General features: G+C 68.6%; 23 protein-coding genes. 10 read left to right on the forward strand and 13 right to left on the reverse strand.

From position 1 onward, the window contains the following. Nucleotides 1–198 precede the first annotated feature (198 nt). From ACFCV3_RS16075 to ACFCV3_RS16090, 4 genes are all read left to right on the forward strand, one after another. Entirely contained in the window at nt 199–1,038 is an 840-nt protein-coding gene (locus ACFCV3_RS16075; protein WP_376030781.1) for a hypothetical protein, read from the forward strand. Nucleotides 1,039–1,048: 10 nt separating this feature from the next. Next, a complete protein-coding gene (locus tag ACFCV3_RS16080; protein WP_132413023.1) occupies nt 1,049–1,405 on the forward strand; it encodes an NADH-quinone oxidoreductase subunit A in 357 nt (118 codons plus the stop codon). Continuing rightward, nucleotides 1,405–2,421: a dipeptidase gene (locus ACFCV3_RS16085; RefSeq protein ID WP_376030782.1), complete on the forward strand. Its 1,017-nt coding sequence runs from the start codon at nt 1,405–1,407 to the stop codon at nt 2,419–2,421. The genes ACFCV3_RS16080 and ACFCV3_RS16085 overlap by 1 nt, the downstream gene beginning before the upstream one ends. A 241-nt stretch (nt 2,422–2,662) precedes the next feature. Continuing rightward, nucleotides 2,663–2,860, forward strand: a complete 198-nt coding sequence (locus ACFCV3_RS16090; protein ID WP_376030783.1) for a hypothetical protein — start codon at nt 2,663–2,665, stop codon at nt 2,858–2,860. A 204-nt stretch (nt 2,861–3,064) separates the two neighbouring features. Here the strand turns inward: ACFCV3_RS16090 and ACFCV3_RS16095 are convergent, their stop codons facing one another. From ACFCV3_RS16095 to ACFCV3_RS16120, 6 genes are all read right to left on the reverse strand, one after another. Next, nucleotides 3,065–5,983, reverse strand: a complete 2,919-nt coding sequence (locus tag ACFCV3_RS16095) for an AAA family ATPase (RefSeq protein WP_376030784.1) — start codon at nt 5,981–5,983, stop codon at nt 3,065–3,067. Between the two features lie 113 nt (nt 5,984–6,096). Further along, nucleotides 6,097–6,255: a hypothetical protein gene (locus ACFCV3_RS16100; protein WP_376030785.1), complete on the reverse strand. Its 159-nt coding sequence runs from the start codon at nt 6,253–6,255 to the stop codon at nt 6,097–6,099. Between the two features lie 13 nt (nt 6,256–6,268). Then, nucleotides 6,269–6,397 carry a hypothetical protein gene (locus ACFCV3_RS16105; RefSeq protein WP_272948621.1) on the reverse strand — a complete coding sequence of 43 codons (129 nt, stop codon included), beginning with the start codon at nt 6,395–6,397 and terminating at the stop codon, nt 6,269–6,271. Nucleotides 6,398–6,549: 152 nt separating this feature from the next. After that, nucleotides 6,550–6,708 (reverse strand): hypothetical protein, encoded by a 159-nt coding sequence (locus ACFCV3_RS16110; RefSeq protein WP_165952716.1) that lies wholly within the window; start codon nt 6,706–6,708, stop codon nt 6,550–6,552. A 59-nt stretch (nt 6,709–6,767) separates the two neighbouring features. Further along, on the reverse strand, nt 6,768–7,460 hold the full coding sequence (locus ACFCV3_RS16115; RefSeq protein WP_376030786.1) for a GntR family transcriptional regulator: 693 nt from the start codon (nt 7,458–7,460) through the stop codon (nt 6,768–6,770). Then, a complete protein-coding gene (locus ACFCV3_RS16120; RefSeq protein ID WP_376030787.1) occupies nt 7,460–8,908 on the reverse strand; it encodes a purine-cytosine permease family protein in 1,449 nt (482 codons plus the stop codon). The genes ACFCV3_RS16115 and ACFCV3_RS16120 overlap by 1 nt, the downstream gene beginning before the upstream one ends. Before the next feature lie 65 nt (nt 8,909–8,973). Between ACFCV3_RS16120 and ACFCV3_RS16125 the strand changes: the two genes are divergently transcribed. The 3 genes from ACFCV3_RS16125 to ACFCV3_RS16135 are packed head-to-tail and all read left to right on the forward strand — an operon-like array spanning nt 8,974 to nt 11,202. After that, on the forward strand, nt 8,974–9,855 hold the full coding sequence (locus ACFCV3_RS16125; RefSeq protein WP_376030788.1) for an alpha/beta fold hydrolase: 882 nt from the start codon (nt 8,974–8,976) through the stop codon (nt 9,853–9,855). A 4-nt stretch (nt 9,856–9,859) separates the two neighbouring features. After that, on the forward strand, nt 9,860–10,420 hold the full coding sequence (locus tag ACFCV3_RS16130; RefSeq protein ID WP_132413009.1) for an NADH-quinone oxidoreductase subunit B: 561 nt from the start codon (nt 9,860–9,862) through the stop codon (nt 10,418–10,420). Then, complete coding sequence (locus ACFCV3_RS16135; RefSeq protein WP_376030789.1) at nt 10,417–11,202, forward strand: NADH-quinone oxidoreductase subunit C; 786 nt, start codon at nt 10,417–10,419, stop codon at nt 11,200–11,202. Before ACFCV3_RS16130 ends, ACFCV3_RS16135 begins: the two co-directional genes overlap by 4 nt. Before the next feature lie 91 nt (nt 11,203–11,293). Here the strand turns inward: ACFCV3_RS16135 and ACFCV3_RS16140 are convergent, their stop codons facing one another. Continuing rightward, nucleotides 11,294–12,112, reverse strand: coding sequence for an SDR family oxidoreductase (locus tag ACFCV3_RS16140; protein WP_376030790.1), 819 nt, complete (start codon nt 12,110–12,112; stop codon nt 11,294–11,296). Between the two features lie 62 nt (nt 12,113–12,174). On the opposite strand from ACFCV3_RS16140, the gene ACFCV3_RS16145 reads away from it, so the two are divergent. Continuing rightward, nucleotides 12,175–13,122 (forward strand): NADH-quinone oxidoreductase subunit H, encoded by a 948-nt coding sequence (locus ACFCV3_RS16145; RefSeq protein WP_376030791.1) that lies wholly within the window; start codon nt 12,175–12,177, stop codon nt 13,120–13,122. A gap of 174 nt (nt 13,123–13,296) precedes the next feature. Here ACFCV3_RS16145 and ACFCV3_RS16150 read toward each other — a convergent pair whose 3' ends face one another. The 4 genes from ACFCV3_RS16150 to ACFCV3_RS16165 are packed head-to-tail and all read right to left on the reverse strand — an operon-like array spanning nt 13,297 to nt 16,740. Then, the gene (locus ACFCV3_RS16150) at nt 13,297–14,523 is read right to left on the reverse strand and encodes an ABC transporter permease (RefSeq protein WP_376030792.1); all 1,227 of its coding nucleotides are present in this window, start codon (nt 14,521–14,523) and stop codon (nt 13,297–13,299) included. Then, nucleotides 14,520–15,182: an ABC transporter ATP-binding protein gene (locus tag ACFCV3_RS16155; RefSeq protein WP_376030793.1), complete on the reverse strand. Its 663-nt coding sequence runs from the start codon at nt 15,180–15,182 to the stop codon at nt 14,520–14,522. Before ACFCV3_RS16155 ends, ACFCV3_RS16150 begins: the two co-directional genes overlap by 4 nt. Beyond that, complete coding sequence (locus ACFCV3_RS16160; RefSeq protein ID WP_376030794.1) at nt 15,179–16,258, reverse strand: efflux RND transporter periplasmic adaptor subunit; 1,080 nt, start codon at nt 16,256–16,258, stop codon at nt 15,179–15,181. Before ACFCV3_RS16160 ends, ACFCV3_RS16155 begins: the two co-directional genes overlap by 4 nt. Further along, entirely contained in the window at nt 16,231–16,740 is a 510-nt protein-coding gene (locus ACFCV3_RS16165; RefSeq protein ID WP_376030795.1) for a hypothetical protein, read from the reverse strand. Before ACFCV3_RS16165 ends, ACFCV3_RS16160 begins: the two co-directional genes overlap by 28 nt. Nucleotides 16,741–16,854: 114 nt before the next feature. Here ACFCV3_RS16165 and ACFCV3_RS16170 point away from each other — a divergent pair, with 114 nt between their 5' ends. Next, nucleotides 16,855–17,511, forward strand: a complete 657-nt coding sequence (locus ACFCV3_RS16170) for a response regulator transcription factor (protein ID WP_376031349.1) — start codon at nt 16,855–16,857, stop codon at nt 17,509–17,511. A gap of 41 nt (nt 17,512–17,552) precedes the next feature. Beyond that, nucleotides 17,553–18,698 carry a sensor histidine kinase gene (locus ACFCV3_RS16175; RefSeq protein ID WP_376031351.1) on the forward strand — a complete coding sequence of 382 codons (1,146 nt, stop codon included), beginning with the start codon at nt 17,553–17,555 and terminating at the stop codon, nt 18,696–18,698. Here the strand turns inward: ACFCV3_RS16175 and ACFCV3_RS16180 are convergent. Both ACFCV3_RS16180 and ACFCV3_RS16185 read right to left on the reverse strand, forming a co-directional pair. Beyond that, a complete protein-coding gene (locus ACFCV3_RS16180; RefSeq protein WP_376030796.1) occupies nt 18,695–19,033 on the reverse strand; it encodes an MmcQ/YjbR family DNA-binding protein in 339 nt (112 codons plus the stop codon). The two genes, ACFCV3_RS16175 and ACFCV3_RS16180, sit on opposite strands and share 4 nt — an antisense overlap. Then, nucleotides 19,033–19,938: a helix-turn-helix domain-containing protein gene (locus ACFCV3_RS16185; RefSeq protein WP_376030797.1), complete on the reverse strand. Its 906-nt coding sequence runs from the start codon at nt 19,936–19,938 to the stop codon at nt 19,033–19,035. Before ACFCV3_RS16185 ends, ACFCV3_RS16180 begins: the two co-directional genes overlap by 1 nt. Nucleotides 19,939–19,952: the final 14 nt, after the last annotated feature.

The raw sequence follows: 19,952 nt of genomic DNA on the forward strand, positions 1-19,952 counted from the left end.
TTGTGAGCGGCAACCGGTCCCCCCAGGGCAGGGCGGTAACCCCAATATTAGTTCGCCCTTAGAACGGAACCACGCGAAAGCCCCGCCGGTCCACAGCCTGGGACGGGGTGTTGAAAGCTGGAGGCCTGTGCACCACCGGTATCACTCTGAGCAGCCGCTCGGTTGCGGAGGTGGAGCACCAGGAGGCAGGGTGTCTCCATGGTCCGTCGTCCCGTGGTCGCTCTCGCCTGTCTGCTGCTCGCCCTGACCGCTTGCGCGGCTCCGGCGGCACCTTCCAGCGGCGCACTGAGCCTGTCTGGAACCGACCGCTCCGACGGTACGGCGGACGCCGTACTGCCCGCGGCTGCCGCGGCACCGGCCCGCGCGCTCAAGATCACCGGGATCAAGACGACCAACGCGACCACCGGGGTGATCACGGTGACCGGCACGGTCACTCCGGCCCCGGTCAAGGGCACCCGGATCCGGCTGCACCAGTGGATCCCGACCACGAAGAAATGGCAGGAGATCGGCCACGGCTTCTCGGTCGGCACCGGCGTGACGATCAAGGTCACGCAGCCGGGCTCGGTGCGCGACTACCGCCTGAACGTGTACGCCCAGGCGCCGTACGCCGCCTCCACCTCGAAGCCGATCACCTTCCAGCACTTTGTCTGGCGCGGGTTGTTCAAGCGCGGCGTACTGGCGTCGGGCGGTAAGGCGAACCCGCAGTTCACCGTCATCCCGCCGAGCGAGGGGCCGCGGCGTTCGGAGGCAGACCTGCTCGCGGACAAGGGTGGTTACGTCTGGGGCGAGGTCGACTCGACCGGGTGCCGGCACTTCAAGAGCTGGCTCGGCAACCTCACCGACGGCACCGCGCGGCTCTCGATCCACAACGGCCCGCGGGCGAAGGCGATCGCCTCGATCCGGCAGTTGCAGGAGACCGAGGGCAACTTCCAGGCCAAGATCGACGGCGTCACTCGGCTCCGCCTGCAGGCGACCGACGTCAAGTCCGGCTACGGCCCCTACATCTCGGTCGACTCCTACTTGCTCTGCACGAACTAAGCTTTCAGCTGTGTCGGAGAGCTATGGCGTTGTCGCGGCGATCGTCGTCCTGGGTCTGCTCGGGCTGATCGGTGCGTTCGCGCTGAACAAGGCGCTGACCGTCACCTACCCGACCGAGGGCAAGCTCACGACGTACGAGTCCGGTGTCGACCCGGTCGGCGAAGGCTGGGCGCAGGTCCACATCCGGTACTACCTGTTCGCCTACCTGTACGTGATCTTCGCCGTCGACGCGGTCTACCTGTTCCCGTGGGCGACCGTGTTCGCGCAGCTCGGCGTCGCCACGCTGATCGAGATGTTCGTCTTCCTCGCGTTCGTCGCGGTCGGGCTGCTCTATGCCTACCGCAAGGGAGTCCTCCGGTGGACCTGATGAACAGCCTTCACCGTGATGCGATCGTCGCGGACGCGCACAACGACCTGCTGATGCTGGTCGCGCGCCGGCCGAAGGCCGTCTGGTCGTCGTACTTCCGGGAGCGGTGGATCCCGCAGCTGCGGGCCGGCGGGATCGACGTTCAGGTGCTGCCGGTCTTCATCGACGACGAGTTCCGGCCCGAGGGGGCGTTGCGGGAAACGCTGCGGATGATCGAGGCCGCGCACCGGATCGCCGAGGGCAACGCGGACGAGGTCGCACTCTGTACGGCGCCTGGTGATATCGCGGCCGCGAATTCCGCCGGGAAGATCGCGCTCGTGCTGGCCCTCGAGGGCTGCCCGCAGATCGACAACGACCTGGAGCTCTTCCAGACGCTGCAGCGCCTCGGGGTCCGGATGGTGTCGTTCACCCACTTCGGCCGCAGTGCTCTCGGGGACGGCTCGGGTGAGGACGCGACCGGTGGTCGGCTCACCCTGGCCGGTGTCGAGGCGGTCGGGTTGCTGGAGGAGCTCGGCGTACTGATCGATGTGTCGCACGTCGGCCGGCGCGGGGTCGAGCACATCCTCGAGCTGGCCCGGAAACCGATCGTTGCCTCGCATTCCAGTGCCTTCGCGCTCCGCGAGCACCACCGCAACCTCACCGACGAGCAGCTGCGCGCGATCGCGGCGACCGGCGGCGTGATCTGCGTGAACTTCTTCGCCGGCTTCCTCACTGCGGAGAAGCCGACCATCGAGCACCTGGCCGACCACCTCGAGTACGTCGTCGACGTGGCCGGCGCGGATCATGCCGGCTTCGGCAGTGACTTCGTCGCCGAGGTGTTCGACGAGAAGATCCCGGCCTGCGACAAGCCGCTGATCATCCAGGGCCTCGACGCCAGTGTGTACGTGCCGGGCCTCGAAGGACCGGCCGGGATGCCGCTGATCACCGACGCGCTGCAGCGTCGCGGAATGCCCGAAGCGACCCTGCGCAAGGTCCTCGGTGCGAACCTGACGGCGCTGCTCTCCACCGTCGCCTGAACCGATTTTCGTCGCGCTCCGTATTCATGGTGCGAGAGGTCTCGTTTCTCCGGAGGTGACAGATCGTCATCTCTGTCAGGCGTGAAATGGTTGCTTTATCACCCTTTGTAATTGCGTAAGGCAACAAGTGTGAGCGTGATCGCCGTGTTCATAACGCATTGCGTCCGGACTGTCGCCAATAGGTCGATTCGCGGTTATCGTGATTACGCCGGGGTACCACACAGGCAGAGGGTGGTGGGCGATGATTTGGCAACTCTGGGTGGCGATCGGCATCGTCGCGGCCGTCCTCCTCCTGCTCGCGGCGACCCGGATGCGGCACGCCCAGCACGTCTTCGACGACATCACCCAGGTCGAGCGCCCGGCGCACGCCGACGAGCTCGCAGACCGCCGTACCGGACGGGTCGCACCCGAGACGGGCCGGCACCGCAAGCACGGCTGACATTCTTCGAGGCGGCTCGCCCGCCGAGGTTCGGAGCGCCCGGTCCCCACACCGGGTCCCGCCCAGCACCGCTCATGATCGGTGGCCGCACAGCGCCGATCGTGAGCGGTGCACTCTGTGTCGTAGGTCAGTCGTTCGATGAAGCAACAATCCGTGCTGGGTCAGACGCTTGTTGAAGGCAACAGAGAGTCGTGTGTCATGCGCTTAATCCAGTAGGCCGTCTCGCCGGGCTACCGCGGCGGCTTCGGTCCGGGAGCGGACGCCGAGTTTGCCGAGGATGTTCGACACGTGCACGCTGACTGTCTTCTCGCTGATGTACAGCTCACGAGCGAGCTGCCGGTTGGTCCTGCCCTCGGCCAGCAGCTTCAGCACCTCGGTCTCGCGAGCCGTCAGCGAACCACCGCCCAGCCCCGGACCGTCGGTACCGCCGAGCTCATCGAGTAGTGGTTTGGCGCCGAGCGCCCGCGCTGCCTCGGCAGCCAGGAGCGCCTGCTCGTTCGCCTCGGAGACCTTGCCGGCCGCCCGAAGAGCGTCGGACAACCGCGCCCGCGACCACGCCTGCTCGTGGACATACCCGTACCCGAAGGCTTCCGTCGTCCGCCGCCACACCGCCACGTGCTCCTCGGGCGAGGGCGGATCGATCCCGGTCAGCCACCGCAGCCGCTCCCACTCGGCCTCGAGACGCGACAACCAGGCAAGCCCTTCGACGCCCAGCAACCGCCCGGGCGGCAGGCCCTTCTCGGCCGTCATCTGACCGCCCGCGACCAGCTCCGCACCGCGGGCGACCAACTCCTTCGCCGCGGACGGCTCACCGACCGCGCGGTGGCAGAGCACCTGCAGGCCGATGGCCGAGAACCGGATCCGCCCGGTGAACAACTCCGTCTGATAGATGTCCTGGGACAGGGCCGTGATGTCCGCGATCAGCTTCTCCGCGTCGGCCGGCCGATCGAGCTGCCGGTACGCGTCGACGGCCGGCTGGAGGCCGTTGATCGGCAGCAGCAGATCCAGCTCCCACCACTTCCGCAGCGTCTCCATCTCCTCGGCGACGGCAGTGTCTCCGCGGCCGCCCCGAACGTTGAACTCGATACCCCGCAAAGCGGCCGCCGACGCTGCCGGCGTACCGGAATCGACCCGGGTGGTCTCCGTCACTGCATCCCACTCGCCGAGCGTGAACTGCGTCAACGCGAGCATCCGCCGGGCGTCGAACCCGTACGCCGCCCACTGCCGGCCCAGCTCGGTGGCTCGCCGGCAGGTGGTGGCGAAGGTCGCCTTGGCCGCCTGCAGGTCACCTTCCTCGTACTGGATCGAGCCGAGCAGGAACCGGCTGCGCACCTCGGCCGCCGCGTCACCGGCCAGCTCGGCGCGCACCGCGGCTTCTTCCATCTGCCGCGCCGCGGTCGCCGGATCGCCGGCCCGGCGACGCAGCTGGGCCAGCGTGATCCCGGCGTCACCAGCGGCCGACTCCTCGCCGGCCTCGCGGGCGATCTCGAGCGCCTTGTGCGCCCAGCGCTCGGCCTCCATGGACCTGCCGAGACCGGCCGAGACCCGCGCGTACAGCGTGGCGATCTGTGCCTTGAAGACGGTCGACGGCTCGTCGGCGACCAGCTTGAGCGCCTGGGTGGCGGCCTCGTTCGCCTCTTGGTCCTGATCGATGACCAAGGCGATATCGGCCAGCGGCAGCAGCAACTGGGCCCGCTGAATCTTGGGCGCGTCGGCCGGCAGATCGGCGAGCGCCTTGCGGAGCAGCTTGAGCGCCCGCAGGTGCTGCGACGAGAGGGTGGCCGCCATCGCGGTGTCGGCGATCAGCCAGGTCTTGTCGATCGTGTTGTCCTCGGCGGCGTTCGGGAACAGCTCCAGCGCCATCTCGTAGTGCTTCAGCGCCTCCTGGGGCGCAGCGACCGAGATCGCCTCCTGCCCGGCCCGGACCCGCGCCTCGAACGCGGTCGCCAGATCATGTGAGCGAGTCGCATGCCCGGCCAGCTCAGCCGCCGTACCAGCGACGGTCTGATCCTTCAGCGCCTGCACGTACGACGCATGCTGGCGAACTCGCTCGCCGGGCAGCAGATCGTCGTACACGGCCTCGGCCAGTAGCGCGTGGCGGAAGTAGTAGCTGGCATTGCCCGGTACATCGATGATGTGCGCGTCGATGAGCTCGCGCAGCGCGACGTCCAGCTGGCTGTCCGGCAGCCCGGCGACCGTGGTCAGCAGCGTGTGCGGAACCCGGCGGCCGGCCACCGCGATCACCCGCGCGACCTGGCGAGCCTCATCGGACAGCGGGTCGAGCCGAACCAGCAGCAGATCAGCCAGATCAGGCGGAACGGCGGCGCTGTCGCCCATCGACGACGCTGCCACCAGCTCCTCGGTGAAGAACGCATTGCCGCCGGCCCGATCGAGGATCCGCCGTACGTCGCTCTCCGGGAGTGGCTCGGTGAGCAGGGAATCGAGCAATGAGCGCGACTCGGTGGCGTCCAGCGGCAGCAGGTTGACCCGGCGGACGCGCGGGTTGCGCGACCACTCGGCGATCGGGCGGCGCAGCGGGTGCCGCCGATGCAGGTCGTCGCTGCGGTACGAAACCACGAGCGTGAGGCGCTGCGCGGTCAGCCGGGTGATCAGGAAACCGATCAGGTCCCGGGTGGAGTCGTCGGCCCAGTGAGCGTCCTCGACGATCACCAGCAGCGGCTCGCTGGTCGACAACGCGGTGAAAGCGCCGAGGACCGCGTCGAACAGCGCGGCGCGATCCAGCGGGCCGTCCTGCGGAACCGGCTGGGCGCCGATCAGGCGGTGGGTCGGCAGCAGCCGGCCGATCGCCGGGAAGTTGGTGAGCACGCTCTCAACGAGATCCGGCCGGTCACCGGCCAGCCGGCCGAAGATCTCCGAGAACGGCAGATACGGCAGGCCGGCGTCACCGAAGTCGGTGCAGTGCCCGACCAGTACGCCGAACCCGCGCTCGTGGGCACCGGTCGCCACCTCGTCCAGCAGGCGGGTCTTGCCGACGCCCGCGTCACCGGACAGCAGAACGGCACCGGCGCGACGCGTTTTGGCGTCGTCGACGGCACTGAGGAGGGCAGCCATCTCGGTCGAGCGGCCGACGAGAGGTGTCGAGGTCCAGGGCACGGTGTCCATCTTCGCCCCTGGAGCCGACACAAATCGACGGCATCCCGTCCGATGAGCGCCACCGGCAACAAAAACGCCGTCCCTGACCTGGACTATCCGGTCAGGGACGGCGGTCCTGGCACTCATGCGGCCGTAGTGAAGGAACGGCGGCGGGCGTGCCGCGGGGCGGGCTTGGCGGCCTGCTCCGGACGCGTCCAGCGGCTCAGCTTGCGGAACTCACGCGTGGTGCGCTCCTGGCGGTAGGCAGTCTCTGCCTGGATCGTCTGCGGTGTGATGAACATGGTGTACCTCCCTTCAGGCTTTCCGGCCGAACAAGTGGGTGAGGGCCCGGCGGGCTCCGGTGCTCCGGTGCTGCCGGAAGTCACGGGCGAGACGCTCCTGGCGGTAGGCGACCTCGGCCTTGACCGATTCGTTCGTGTACATGGCGTTCTCCTTGGTTGGTGCCGGCGTCCTGCCGACATGAGTAACTCTGTTCTTCTGAGGTAGCTCCGCACATCGGAACTCCTCCCTATCCCGGCTCCCTAGGGGGTCCTAGGGAGTCCGGGCCGGCACCTAGGAGGTGCCTCGAGGGGTGTTCACATGACGGGGTGGGCGCGGAGTTCGGGGGCGCAGGGCTCGGGCCGCTGCGTCTTCGGCTTGCGCTGGAACCAGAGCGGGCGCTGATACGAGCGCCGCAGCTTCTCCTGGCGGTACTGGACCTCGGCCCGGACCATTTCTGGCGTGTAGAAGGACATGCCCAGACAGTGCTCGCCTGAGGAGCAGCGCCGCATCGGCACAACTCCCTATGCCGGGCTCAGGAGGTTCCGTAGTCCAGGCTGAGCTCGAAGTAGGAGGGGTCGAGCAGGCACTCTGCGTACTCGGCGAAGCGGTCGTCCGCGGTCCAGCTCGTCCGCTCGGTGTGCAGGAACCAGGAGCCGGTACGGCGTCGCAGCAGCTTGGCCTCGTCTGCCTGGAGCGCTCGGGCGCGGAGCCGTTGTTGGCAGTGGTCCGGGTGGAGACCGGCGCGGGTCAGGGTGAGCGCGATCGAGTCACCCACCAGACCGCGTTTCGGCAGCTCACGCAGGCTGTCCAGCGCCGGGATCCAGCTGCGCTCCCAGGCGATCGGTTTGCTGCCGGTGACTTGCAACCGCTCGATCACTATCAGTTTCTCGGTGCGGTCATGCCGGTGGTGCGTGTGTTCGTGGGCGATGCGGATGGTGCGGAGTTCGACTTCGAGGTCTCGGTCGGTGGGGGAGTGGGTCCAGCCGAGGCGGCCGTCGAGGGGGCGGCCGTCGAAGACCACGAACGAGCCTTTGCCGGTCCGGGTGCTGATCAGGCCTTCCTCGGTCAGCTGGGCCAGCGCCGCGCGGACCGTGTTCCGGCTGACCCCGAACCGGCGTGCCAACTCGACCTCACCGGGCAGGCGGGCCCCACGCCGTACCAGCCCGGCTTTGATCTCCCGGGCGAGCACGGCGGCGACGCGCTCGTGCTTGAGGCCCTCTGGCATTAAGCGACGGCCTCCTGGCGGCGGATGGCGCGGCTGCCGGTGACGAGCTGGACGACGAAGCCGAGGACCAAGGCGACCAGGACGCCGAGGTTGGCGTAGGCCCAGGCACCGTCCTTGAGGCCGAGGCCGAACGGCTGGAGCAGATAGCCCTGCCAGCCCAGCCAGGAGGCGAAGGTGTTGGTGACCAGGCCCCAACCGATGCCGGTGGCAACGAGCATGGTCAGGACGGGCGCCCAGCGGATATCGCCGTACCGGCCGATCGGGTCGTAGAGGTCGCGTTCGGCGTAGTCGCGGCGGCGGGTCGCGATATCGGCCAGCATGATCCCGCACCAGGCCGCGATCGGGACGCCGAGAGTGATCAGGAAGCCCTGGAACTGGCCGAGGAACTCACCGCCGAAGAACACCACGTAGATCGTGCCGGCGATCATCACCACACCGTCGATGAGCGCAGCGACCCACCGCGGAGCCGGGAGGCCGATGGAGAGCAGGGCCAGGCCGGACGAGTAGATGTCGAGGACGGCGCCGCCGACCAGGCCGAGTACGGCGACGATCACGAACGGGACCAGGAACCAGGTCGGCAGCGCGGCGGCCAGAGCGCCGATCGGGTCGGCGCCGATCGCCGTACTGAGGTCTGCGGAGGAACCAGCCAGGAGGAGACCGAAGAAGAGCAGTACGAGCGGCGCGATCGAACCGCCGAACGTCGTCCAGCCGACCACACCGCGGCTCGACGACCGGCGCGGCAGGTAGCGGGAGTAGTCGGCGGCCGCGTTCACCCAGCCGAGGCCGAAGCCGGTCATCAGGAAGACGAGCGCACCGATCACCTCCTGCGTCGAACCGCTCGGGAGCGCGGAGACGGTGCTCCAGTGGATCTTGTCCGCGACCAGGGCGATGTAGACGACGGTCAGGACGCCGGTGACCACGGTGATGACCGTCTGCGCCCGCATGATCAGGTCGAAGCCGAGGACGCCGCAGACGACGATCAGTACGCCGACGACCAGTAGCGCGACGATCTTCGTCACGGTGCCGCCGCCCCAGCCGAGCCGCTCGAACACGGTCGCCGTGGCGAGTGTCGCGAGGATCGTCAGCACGGTCTCCCAGCCGACCGTCAGCAGCCAGGACACGAGCGACGGCAGCTTGTTGCCGCGCACCCCGAAGGCCGCGCGGCTGAGCACCATCGTCGGCGCCGAACCACGCTTGCCGGCCAGCGAGATCAGACCGCAGAGCAGGAACGAGAACACGATCCCGACCGCCCCGGCCACAACCGCCTGCCAGAACGAGATCCCGAACCCGAGCGCGAACGCGCCGTAACTGAGCCCCAGCACCGACACGTTGGCCCCGAACCACGGCCAGAACAGCTGACTCGGCCGCCCCTTCCGATCGGCGTCGGCAATCACGTTCAGCCCGTTGCTCTCCACACTGAAGGCGCGGGTCTCGACCTGCTCAGCCATGGCCGTCTCCTAGCAGAATGAACCTGTTCAGTCCTGTTCAATCACGGTAGTCGAGAATAGGCGGCATGCGAAGCGCAGCGGTGGACGGATTCGAGCTCGAGTACGACCGGTTCGGCGAAGGCCCGGCGGTGGTGTTGCTGCACGGCTGGCCAGGCGACCGAACCGACTACCGCCTCCTCGCCCCACTCCTCGCCGACCGCGGCTTCGACGTAGTAGTCCCCGACCTCCGAGGCTTCGGCGCCTCATCCCGCGCCGCGGCCGCCCCCGAGGCGTCCCCTCCCATCACCACACCCACCGATCCGGCACAGTTTGGTGCGGCTGGGCAGGCTCGGAGTGTTGTTGGGTTGATCGAGGAGCTCGGACTCGACCAGCCCGTGCTCGCGGGCTATGACGTGGGTAGTCGGGTGGCACAGGCGATCGCGCGGACACACCCCGAGCTGATTGACGGACTCGTGGTCGCACCGCCGTTGCCGGGGATCGGGAAGCGGGTCTTCTCGGAGCAGGCACAGCGGGAGTTCTGGTACCAGTCGTTCCACCGGCTCCCGCTGATCGAGGAGCTGATCGACGGCAAGCCGGATGCAGTCCGGTCGTACCTGAACCACTTCTGGCAGCACTGGTCCGGCCCGGGATTCGTGCCCGACCTCGACCACCTGGTCGAGGTGTACTCGGTCCCTGGCGCGTTCACCGCCTCGCTCAACTGGTACCGCGGTGGCTCCGGCGCGGTCGCGATGTCCGCGGCCGAGACGGCGCCCGCGTCGTACGACCGGATCAATGTGCCGACGGTCGTGCTGTGGCCGGAGTTCGACCCGCTGTTCCCACGGGCGTGGTCGGACCGGCTCGACGACTTCTTCAGCGACGTCCGGCTGCGGACGGTCGACGGCGTCGGGCACTACGCGCCGCTGGAGTACCCGGAAATCCTCGCCGAGGAGATCGCGGGACTAGGCTGAGCCCATGTCCCAGACCGACCTGCCGCTGCCGGCCGTGCGCCCGGCCGTGGGTGCGCTGGCCAAGCTCGCGCCCACCCCGGTCCGGTACCTGCTGAACTGGGGCCGGAAGTACTCCCTGTGGGTGTTCAACTTCGGCCTGGCCTGCTGCGCGATCGAGTTCATCGCGGCGTCGATGGGACGGCACGACTTCATCCGGCTCGGTGTCATCCCGTTCGCGCCGGGCCCGCGGCAGGCGGACCTGATGGTCGTCTCCGGCACGGTCACCGACAAGATGGCGCCGGCCATCAAGCGGCTCTACGACCAGATGCCGGAGCCGAAGTACGTGATCTCGTTCGGCTCCTGCTCGAACTCCGGCGGCCCGTACTGGGACTCGTACTGCGTGACCAAGGGCGTCGACCAGATCATCCCCGTCGACGTCTATGTGCCCGGCTGCCCGCCGCGTCCGGAGGCGCTGCTGCAGGGCATCCTCAAACTGCAGGAGAAGATCGCCGGCGAGAAGCTCGCCGACCGATACGACGAACCGTCGGCCGCCGCGCTCACCCGCGACCTGGTGCCGCCGCAATGAGCGATGCGCTGGATGCCCTCACCACAGCCGGCATCGAGGCAGTGGCCGCGGACAGCTTCGGTCCCGCGACGATCGACGTACCGGCTGCTGACTGGGTCGCCGCGCACGAGGTGTTGCGCGACGGGGTCGGGTTCACCTTCTTCGACTTCCTGTCCGCCTCCGACGAGCTCACCGACGGCTTCCGGATCGTCACCCACCTGGCCGACTTCTGGGGCGGTGCGCACGTCGACCACGTCCTCGTCCGCACCCTGATCCCCCGCGCCACCCCGCAGCTCGCCACCCTCTCCGACCTGTACGCCGGCGCGAACTGGCACGAGCGCGAGACCCACGAGATGTTCGGCATCACCTTCGACGGCCACCCGAACCTCGTCCCCCTCCTCCTGCCCGACGGCTTCGAAGGCAACCCGCTCCGCAAAGAGTTCATCCTCGCTGCCCGCGTCGCCAAACCCTGGCCCGGCGCCAAAGAACCCGGCGAGTCCGACCACGCCCCCACCTCCGGCGCCCCCTCCCGCCGCCGCACCCTCCCACCCGGCGTCCCCGACCCCGACTCCTGGGGCCCCCGCCCACCCGGCACCCCCGACCCAGACCCCCTGGCCCCCGCCCAAGCCGCCGCCACCCCAGCCCGCCGAACCCCACCCAACCGCCGAACCAAAAAACAAACCACCCCAGACGCGGCTACCCCCGCAAACGCAACCGCCCCTGCGGATGCACCTGCCCCCACAGACGCCACCCCACCCACGGATGCTGCTCCTCCCGACGCGTCTTCGCCTGGGTCTGCCTGACGACACTGCGTACAGACGAACGGGTAATAGTCACTCCGTCAGCGGATTCTGCCGCGCCCGGACGCTGCGGCCCGGCAGTTGCTGCGCACTACTACCCGTTGTTCTGTACGCCTTCGAAGTCGGCGGCGTGGTCCCGGGCCCAGGTGGCGAAGGTCAAGGCCGGGCGGCCGGTCAACGTGGCGACTGTGGTGGTGACGGGTTCGGGGGTGATGACGAGGCTGGACCAGTAGGTGACGGCGCTGTCGGCGAGGAGAGCGTCGGCGCCTTGGGCGAGCATTTCCTGGCGGGCCTCGTCGTCGGTCAACTCCTCGACCCGGATCGGCCGGCCGACGACCTCGGCGATCGTGGCGACCTGGTCTTCCTGGGTGATGGCTTCGGGCCCGGTGAGCTCGTACGACTTCCCGATGTGGTGATCACCAACGAGAGTCAGTACGGCGACCGCTGCGATGTCACGCTCGTGGATGAGGGACCGCGCGGCCTTCGGATAGGGAATCCGTACGACGCCAGTGCGGATCTGCTCAGCCCAGCTCAGCGTGTTCACGGCGAACCCGCTTGGCCGGACGAACGTCCAGTCCCGATCCTTCAGCAGCTCCTCGATCTCGCCCCAGAACCCACCCCCACCCAGCGTCGACAGGTACACGACTCGCCGCGGCAGCTCCGCGACCACGGCCGCGGCACCTTCCGACGAGAACCACGGCCACAGCAAGAAGGCGGCATCCGCCCCAGCCGCAGCCCGTCGTACGGCGGCTGGATCCTGCAGATCACCTGCCACCAGCTCGACATCCGCGGGTAGGTTCGCGAGGTCCGGCGTACGGACCAAGGCTCGGACGGTGACCCCGGCGGCGAGGAGGCCGGTGACGATGTGGCGGCCGGTGCGGCCGGTGGCTCCGATGACGAGAACTGTGCTCATGACGCCAACGATCGGACCTCAACGGTGGTTCAGGTCAAGCGGAACTCGATAGGGTGGCGGGCATGCTGGAGTTCGTGGTGCGGGTGGTCGGCGTGATCGTCGCCTTCCTGGTGGCGCCGCTGGTGGTCGGTCAGGCCGAGCACAAGGTGATGGCGCACATGCAGTCACGGCTCGGCCCGATGTACGCCGGGGGATTCCATGGCTGGGCGCAGCTGGTGGCGGACGGGGTGAAGTTCGTCCAGAAGGAGAGCGTGGTCCCGGCCGCGGCGGACCGCCGGGTGTTCGAGTGGGCGCCGTTCGTCGCGATCCTGCCGTACATGGCCGCGCTGGCCGCGATCCCGATCGCGCCGGGCATCGTCGGCGCGGATCTGGAGTCCGGGCTGTTCTTCGTGCTCGCGGTGATGAGTGTCGGCGTGCTCGGTTCGCTGATGGCGGGCTGGGCCAGCGGGAACAAGTACAGCCTGCTCGGCGGTCTCCGGGTCGCGGCCCAGCTGATGAGCTACGAGCTCCCGTTCGTGCTGTCCGCGGCCAGCGTCGCCGTCGCCGCCGGCTCCCTGAGCCTCACCGGCATCGCCAACGCCTGGAACCCGTGGTGGCTGCTCTGGCAGCTCCCCGGCCTGGTCGTCTTCTTCATCGCCGGCCTCGCCGAGCTGCAACGCCCACCCTTCGACATGCCGGTCGCCGACTCCGAGGTCATCTTCGGCCCCTACACCGAGTACACCGGCCTCCGCTTCGCCCTCTTCCTGCTCGCCGAGTACGCCGGCATCGTCATCCTCTCCGCCCTCACCGCCGTCCTCTTCCTCGGCGGCTGGTCCGGCCCCGGCCCCGACTCGATCGGCTGGATCTGGACCATCCTCAAAACCGCCGTCGTCGCCTTCGCCGTCATCTGGGTCCGCGTCTCCTTCCCCCGCATGCGCGCCGACCAACTCCAAAAACTCGCCTGGCAGGTCCTGGTGCCGGTGGCACTGGCCCAGCTCGCGATCACCGGCATCGGCGTCGTCTTGACCTAGACCACGCTCCAGCAGGCAGAGTCGACAGCATGATCCAACGGACTCGTTTCGAGGAGCTCCGGCGCACCGCCTGACCCGAACGACAGGACGTGTAGGTATGCGGCGGCGCTCGCGTGGCATGTCCAGGCGGGCGCTGCCGTCTACGTATACGGCTACCTCCTGTCGTTAGGGCGGTTAGGGGGTGGCGAGGGCTTCGGTGGGGGATAGGTGGGAGGCGCGGATTGCTGGGTAGAGGCCGGCCAGGGCGCCGATCACGAGGGTGGCCAGTACGCCGCCGGCCAGGGCCCAGACGGGGATTACGGTCAGCCAGTTCTGGTACGACGCGTAGGCGGCGGTGACTGCGGATCCGAGGAGGGCTCCGCCGAGGCCGCCCAGGGCGGAGAGCAGCAGGGACTCGGTCAGGAACTGGGTGCGGATCTGGCCGCGGGTGGCGCCGAGGGAGCGGCGGAGGCCGATCTCGGCGCGGCGTTCGAGGACCGAGATCACCATGATGTTGGCGACGCCGACCCCGCCGACGAGCAGGGCGACCGCGCCGAGACCGAGGAGCAGACCGGTAAAGGCCTGACCAGCGGCCTGTTTCGCGGCGAGTGCGTCGGAGGGGCGCGACACCTCGACCTCGTTCGGCGCTTCGGGGTTGGCTGTTGCCCCGAGCACCGATCGGACTGCCTCGACCTGGGCGTCGTCCGAGCGGGTGTAGATCGTGGTCGGGTGCCCGTCGAAGGCCAGGGTGCTGGCGGCGGCCGGCCAGCCCATCAAGGCGGCAGCGTCCAGTTCGGGCGCCAGCGCGGCCGGTTCGAGAATCCCGAGCACGGTGAACCAGGTGTTGCCGATCAGCACCTGGACCTCCGGGCCCGCGCGGGTGATCCCGAGTCGCTCGGCCGCGCCGGCCCCGAGCACAGTCGCCGGGTAGCGGCCGGTCGCGGCGTCGAGCCATTTGCCACTGCGGACCGTTGCGCCGATGGTGTCGAGCAGGTTCGTCCGAGCGGCGTACGCGATGATGCCGTTCGTCTCGATGACCGGGATCTTGTTGCTCCGGTACACCGAAGCGCCGTCCACCGTGCCGACCGCCGACTCGGCCCGGACGGGCGCGATCCGGCGGACCATCTCCTCCGCGGTGAGTGGGAGCTGGGCCTGCTCGCCGGTCAGCCGGACCCCCGGCGCGACCGTGAGCAGATTGGTGCCCAGGGCATCGAGTTGCCCGTCGAGCTCGGCGCGGGAGGACGACGAGATACCGACCACCGCGACCATCGCGGCGATCCCGATCGCGATCCCCAGCGCGGACAGGAACGCCCGCATCGGCCGCGTCCGCAGTCCTACGGCACCAACTCGTACGACGTCACGCAGCCCCAGGCTCGCCGGCCGCAACTCGCTTCCCTCACGACCGGCCCGTCGCGCGCTCATATCCCCTCCTCCAGGATCAGGCCGTCGCGCATCCGGACCTGACGCGGCAGCGCGGCCGCGATGTCCCGGTCATGCGTGATCACGACGACCGTCGTACCGCCCGCATGCAGGTCCCGCAGCAGCTCCATCACGCCGGCACCGGACGCCGAGTCGAGTGCTCCGGTCGGCTCATCAGCCAGCAGTACGGCGGGTTCGCCCGCGACCGCTCGTGCCACGGCGACCCGTTGTCGCTCGCCACCGGACAGCTCATGGGGTTCGTGATCCATGCGGTGCCCCAGGCCGACCCGCTCCAACGCGGTCGCCGCCCGCTTCCGCCGTACCGATGATCGGAGCCCGGAGTAGAGCAGCCCGTCGGCCACGTTGTCCAGGGCGCGACGGCCGGACGCGAGATGGAACTGCTGGAACACGAACCCGATCCGGGTCGCCCGCAACGCGGACAGGCCCGAGTCCGACAGCCGCGCCACGTCGTACCGGTCGATCCGGACCGCGCCGGAGGTCGGCCGGTCGAGGGTGCCGAGGACGTTCAGCATCGTCGACTTGCCGGAGCCGGACGGGCCGACGATCGCGACCAGTTCGCCGCGGTCGATGCGCAGACTGACACCACCGAGGGCGGTCACACCGCCCGGATACACCTTGGTCACCTCGTTCAGCTCGATCACTTGGGGATCCCCACTACGGTGCCGGCCTTGATCCCGGCGCCGCTGACCTCGACCTGACCGCTCGCGAACAGACCAGTCTTGACCGGCACGTACGACGATGCCGTGCCGTCGGTGACCTCGACGCCGAAGCCGCCTTCGCGCAGGGCGACCAGTGCGGAGACCGGGACGGTCAACACGTTCTTGCGTTCCGAGGAAGTAAAGGTCACATCGACGGAAGCGAGCGCCCAGGCGGCGACGGCCTTTTGGTTGTCGATAGCAACGATTACTTCCACCTTGGTCTCCGGATCCTTGGCCGGGTCGGCGGCCGGGATGATCACCGTCGACACCTTCTCCACCTTGCCCGGTACGGATTTGCCGTCCGGCAGCGTCAGGTCGACCTTCGACTGCGGCTTAGCAAGACGTTGATCCGCCGCGTCCAGCTGAACCGTGACGGCCTTCCGCGTGCCGGTGTAGGTGAGCACCGGCTGGTTCGGCCCGAGTGGTGCGCCTTCCTCGGCCTGGACGCTGTCGACGCGAATGTGGGCGGGAGCGAACAACACGGACCCGAGCTCCACCACGCCGGTCTCGTCCAGACCGAGATCCTCCTGCCACTCCGAAACAGCTTCGGCGGTATTGGCGGTGTACTCGTCGTCAACAGTGAAACCGTCATAACCCAGAGCCTGCAGATTGTGCTCGAGCTGCTGGACGTCCGGTCCTTCGCTCCCGTCCGCGAGCCGCCGGTACGACGGCAGAGCGCCGTACAGCAACGTGGTTGGCTTGTTGTCGACGCTGTAGACGGTGTTGCCGCGCCGGAGTTCCTGCCCGCTGTCCGGCAGGCTGGTGATGGTTCCGGCGACCCGGTTGACCGCGGTGGACGTCGTACCGAAGCCGAGCTCGCCGTCTGCGGTCTCGGTGTCCTTGAGCGTCTGCTGGGTGACCTTGGCGGTGTTGACCGGCAACGGCTGTGCGGTCTGATTCGTGGCCTGGCTGGTGTCGCCCCGGTTGACCAGGAAGGCGCTCATCGCACCTCCCGCGGCCAGGACGGCCACAGCTGTCAGCATCTTTCGCATCAGCGCGCCGCCAGGATGCTCTGGCACGCTTCCTGCGCCTTCGGGAAGTCGGGGTCTTCACCGACCTCCGGGCCGATCATGATGCCGCGCTGACCGGGCTTCGGGTCCGGGAACTTCTCCACACCGTTCTCCCGCATGCATGCCGCGTGCTTGCGGCCGTTCTCCTCCTGCTGCGGATTCGGTGCGGCGTCGGCCTGCGGGTTGTACTCCCGGCACGCCTCCATGGCCTTCTGGACCTGCTCCTGCGAGACCCCCGAGCCAGGACCGAACTTGAGCATCGGCCCCTTACCGGGCTCCGGATCCGGCACGTTCAGCCCGTTCTCGCGCAGGCACTGGGTGAACTTGACCGCCTTCTCGTCCCGGCTCAGGCTGGGCGACGCGCTGCTGCTCGGGGCGGTGGACTGAGCGCCGGAGCCCGACGCGACCTGGCTGTCCGGCGCCTCCGCACCACAACCAGTCATCAGTACGACGGCCGCCAGCGCCGCGGCGGCCAAGGTGGTCTTGCGCATGAACATCTCCTCTAGCTCGGGGTGATGGCCACAGCCTTCGCCGAAGGCCGTTTCCCGGCTGTTTCCGAGTGCGATAACGCGGAGGAAACCTGGCGGTCGGGGATCATGGGGACTGTGCGCGTACTGGTGGTCGAGGACGAGCCGCTGCTGGCAGCAGCGATCGCGGAGTGGTTGCGCGACGATTCGCATGCCGTCGACGTGGCCGGCGACGGTGCTGCCGCGCTCGAACGGCTGACCACGAACGAGTACGACGTACTGGTGCTGGACCGCGACATCCCCGTCGTACACGGTGATGACGTGTGCCGGCAGGTGGTGGAGTCCGGGTCGATGACCCGGGTGCTGATGCTGACTGCGGCCGCGGCGGTCACGGACCGGGTCTACGGCCTCGGTCTCGGGGCGGACGACTACCTGACCAAGCCGTTCGCCTTCGCCGAGCTGGCAGCACGGGTGCTGGCGCTGGGCAGACGGAGTCACCCGGCCGATCCGCCGGTACTGCGGCGGGCCGGTGTCACGTTGGATCCGGCCCGGCACGAGGTGTTCCGGGACGGTCGCTATGTACCGCTGTCCAAGAAGGAGTTCGCCGTACTCGCGGAGCTCCTCAGAGCCGACGGTGCGACCGTGTCGGCCGAACAACTGCTGGAGAAGGCATGGGACGAGCACGTGGATCCGTTCACCGGAGTGGTGCGGCTGACCATCCTGAAGCTGCGCCGGAAGCTGGGCGAACCCGGTCTGGTGGAGACGGTCACCGGCGTTGGCTACCGCATCCCCTGACACTGCGGGGTCGCCTGACCCTCCTGTACGGCGGCCTGTTCCTGGCGGCGGGCGCACTGCTGCTCGGACTGACGTATCTGCTGTTCAGCAACAACTTCGGGCAGCAGTACCGAGTGATTGTGCAGGGCACTTATCTCAACCCGGGTCAGACCGGGAAGCCGCCAGTGCCGAACCAGGTGTTCGCCACGGGCAAGGACGGCACCATACTCACTGGTCCTGCTGCCGAGCAGGCGATGCGCGAGCAGCGCGAGCAGGTGCGGCAGGCGGCGACCAAGTCGCTTCTGACCCAGGGCAGCATCGCACTGGTGTTGGTCGGCGCATTGTCGGCTGGATTCGGTTGGCTGGTGGCCGGCCGGGTGCTGGCGCCGCTGCACCGGGTCACGGACACCGCCCGGCGCATTGCGGCCTCACCGGCGGCGCTGCACGAGCGGATCGCTTTGCGAGGACCGGACGATGAGGTGAAGAACCTGGCGGACGCGTTCGACACCATGGTCGAGCGGCTGGACCATTCGTTCGACGGTCAGCGCAGGTTCGTCGCCAACGCGTCGCACGAGTTGCGGACGCCACTCACGCTTGGGCGCGCGTTGGTCGAGGTGGCGATGCATCGCCGGACTGCCTCGGCGGACGTGAAGGAACTCGGGGAGAGCCTGCTCACGATCAATGCCCGGCATGAGCAGTTGATCGACGGACTGCTGATCCTGGCCGACTCGGAGAAGCAGCTGACCACGCCGTACCCGGTCAACCTCGCGGATATCGTCGACCACGTCGCCGGCCAACTCGGCGCGGAAGCTGCCGCGGCCGGGATCGAGATCATCCGCGGACCCGGCGACGCACCGGCCCGAGGTGACGCGCTGCTGCTGGAACGCCTGGTCCACAACCTGGTCGAGAACGGCATCCGCCACAACGTCCACCCGGGCTGGGTTCGGGTGATCTCCCGCGCCGCCGGCGACCAGGTGCAGGTCGAGGTGACCAACACCGGCCCGGAGATCCCGCCGTACGAGGTGGACGCGCTGTTCAAGCCCTTCTACCGGCTCGGCGCTGAGCGCCTGGTCAGCGGGAAGGGCGCCGGCCTGGGCCTGTCGATCGTCCGATCCGTAGCTGAGGCCCACGGCGGAACCGTCACCGCCGTACCCCGGCCCGCAGGTGGTCTGGAGATCACCGTCACCCTCCCAGCAGACCCGAGCTAGAGCAGCCTGCGTACCTTCGCCGGTGCCCGGGCTGTCCATGAATCGGTCACGACCTCGGTCAGCTCGTTTTCGTCCAGTTGGTCGAGCCACGCGAACACGGCTGACGGGAACGCCTTGGCCAGCCAGTAGGCATCGGGCGACGCAGCAACCAGCGCTTGCCGATCGGCCGGATCGGGAACCCAGAATTGCAGGATCTCCCGGCCCTCGTCGTTCCAGCGCAAGCGAGCGAACTGACGGCCGGCCACCTCGTACGTCGGCGACCCCTCGTGAGCGACCCCCGGAGCAGTCTCCGGGAGCTCAGCAGCGACCCGGCCGACGCGCACCCAGTCCGCCATCAGGACCTTGCGAGGAACGGCGCCGGATCGCCGTACCCGAGATCGGTCATGCCGGCCTTGCGGAACGCGTCGACGACCAGCGTCCGGCGTACCGCGGCGAAGGTGAGCACGTGCGCGATCATGCTCCCGTAGCTGGAGACTTTGGGCGGAGCGCAGGTCGAGTCGACGAAGGTTTCGTCGAACGAGTTCTCGGCGCTGACCCGATGGACCAGCTCGAGGAACCGCGGCCCCGCCACTTCGTAGCGATCCCGCAGCTGACCCAACGACACAGCTCTGCCGCTCTCCGGGAACTCGAACGGTTCGGCGGCCACGGCCGCGAGCCACATCTCGAGCTGCCAGACCATCCGGTCCAGCATCCGTCGTGGCGTGATCGGCGGTTCGTCCAGATCAGGTGCGGGGACCTCACCGTCGAGGACGTCGGGCGAGATGTCGCGGGCGCGGTCGATCAGTTCGCCGAGCAGACTCACGTGGTGCTCGGCGAGACCGGTGACGATGTCCATGCTGGTGACCTTTCGTCGGGCCGGCAGGCGGAGACCCGCCGGTGGATGGAAATGGACCCCGCTCGGTGCGTCGAGGAAGAACGGATGCGTCGGCTGCCGGCGCCACTGCTTCGGCGTCGTCCCGTAGGACCGCGAGAACGCCCGGGTGAACGCCTCGTGCGACCCGAACCCGGCATCGACCGCGATGTCGAGGATGCCGCGATCAGTACCGGCCAATTGGTACGCCGCTCGCTCCAGCAGCAACCGCCGCCGGAGGGCGATCGGGGTCTCACCCGCCACTGCCGTCGCGATCCGGTCGCAGTGGAACCGCGACAGGTGCAACCGCCGAGCCAGCTCGGCCCCGGATGCGGACACGTCGTCCAGGCTCTCGCCGACCACATCCACCAACGCCACGAACAGATCCATACGTAGATCCTGCC

The organism is Kribbella sp. NPDC056345, assembly GCF_042262745.1.
GTDB lineage: Bacteria > Actinomycetota > Actinomycetes > Propionibacteriales > Kribbellaceae > Kribbella.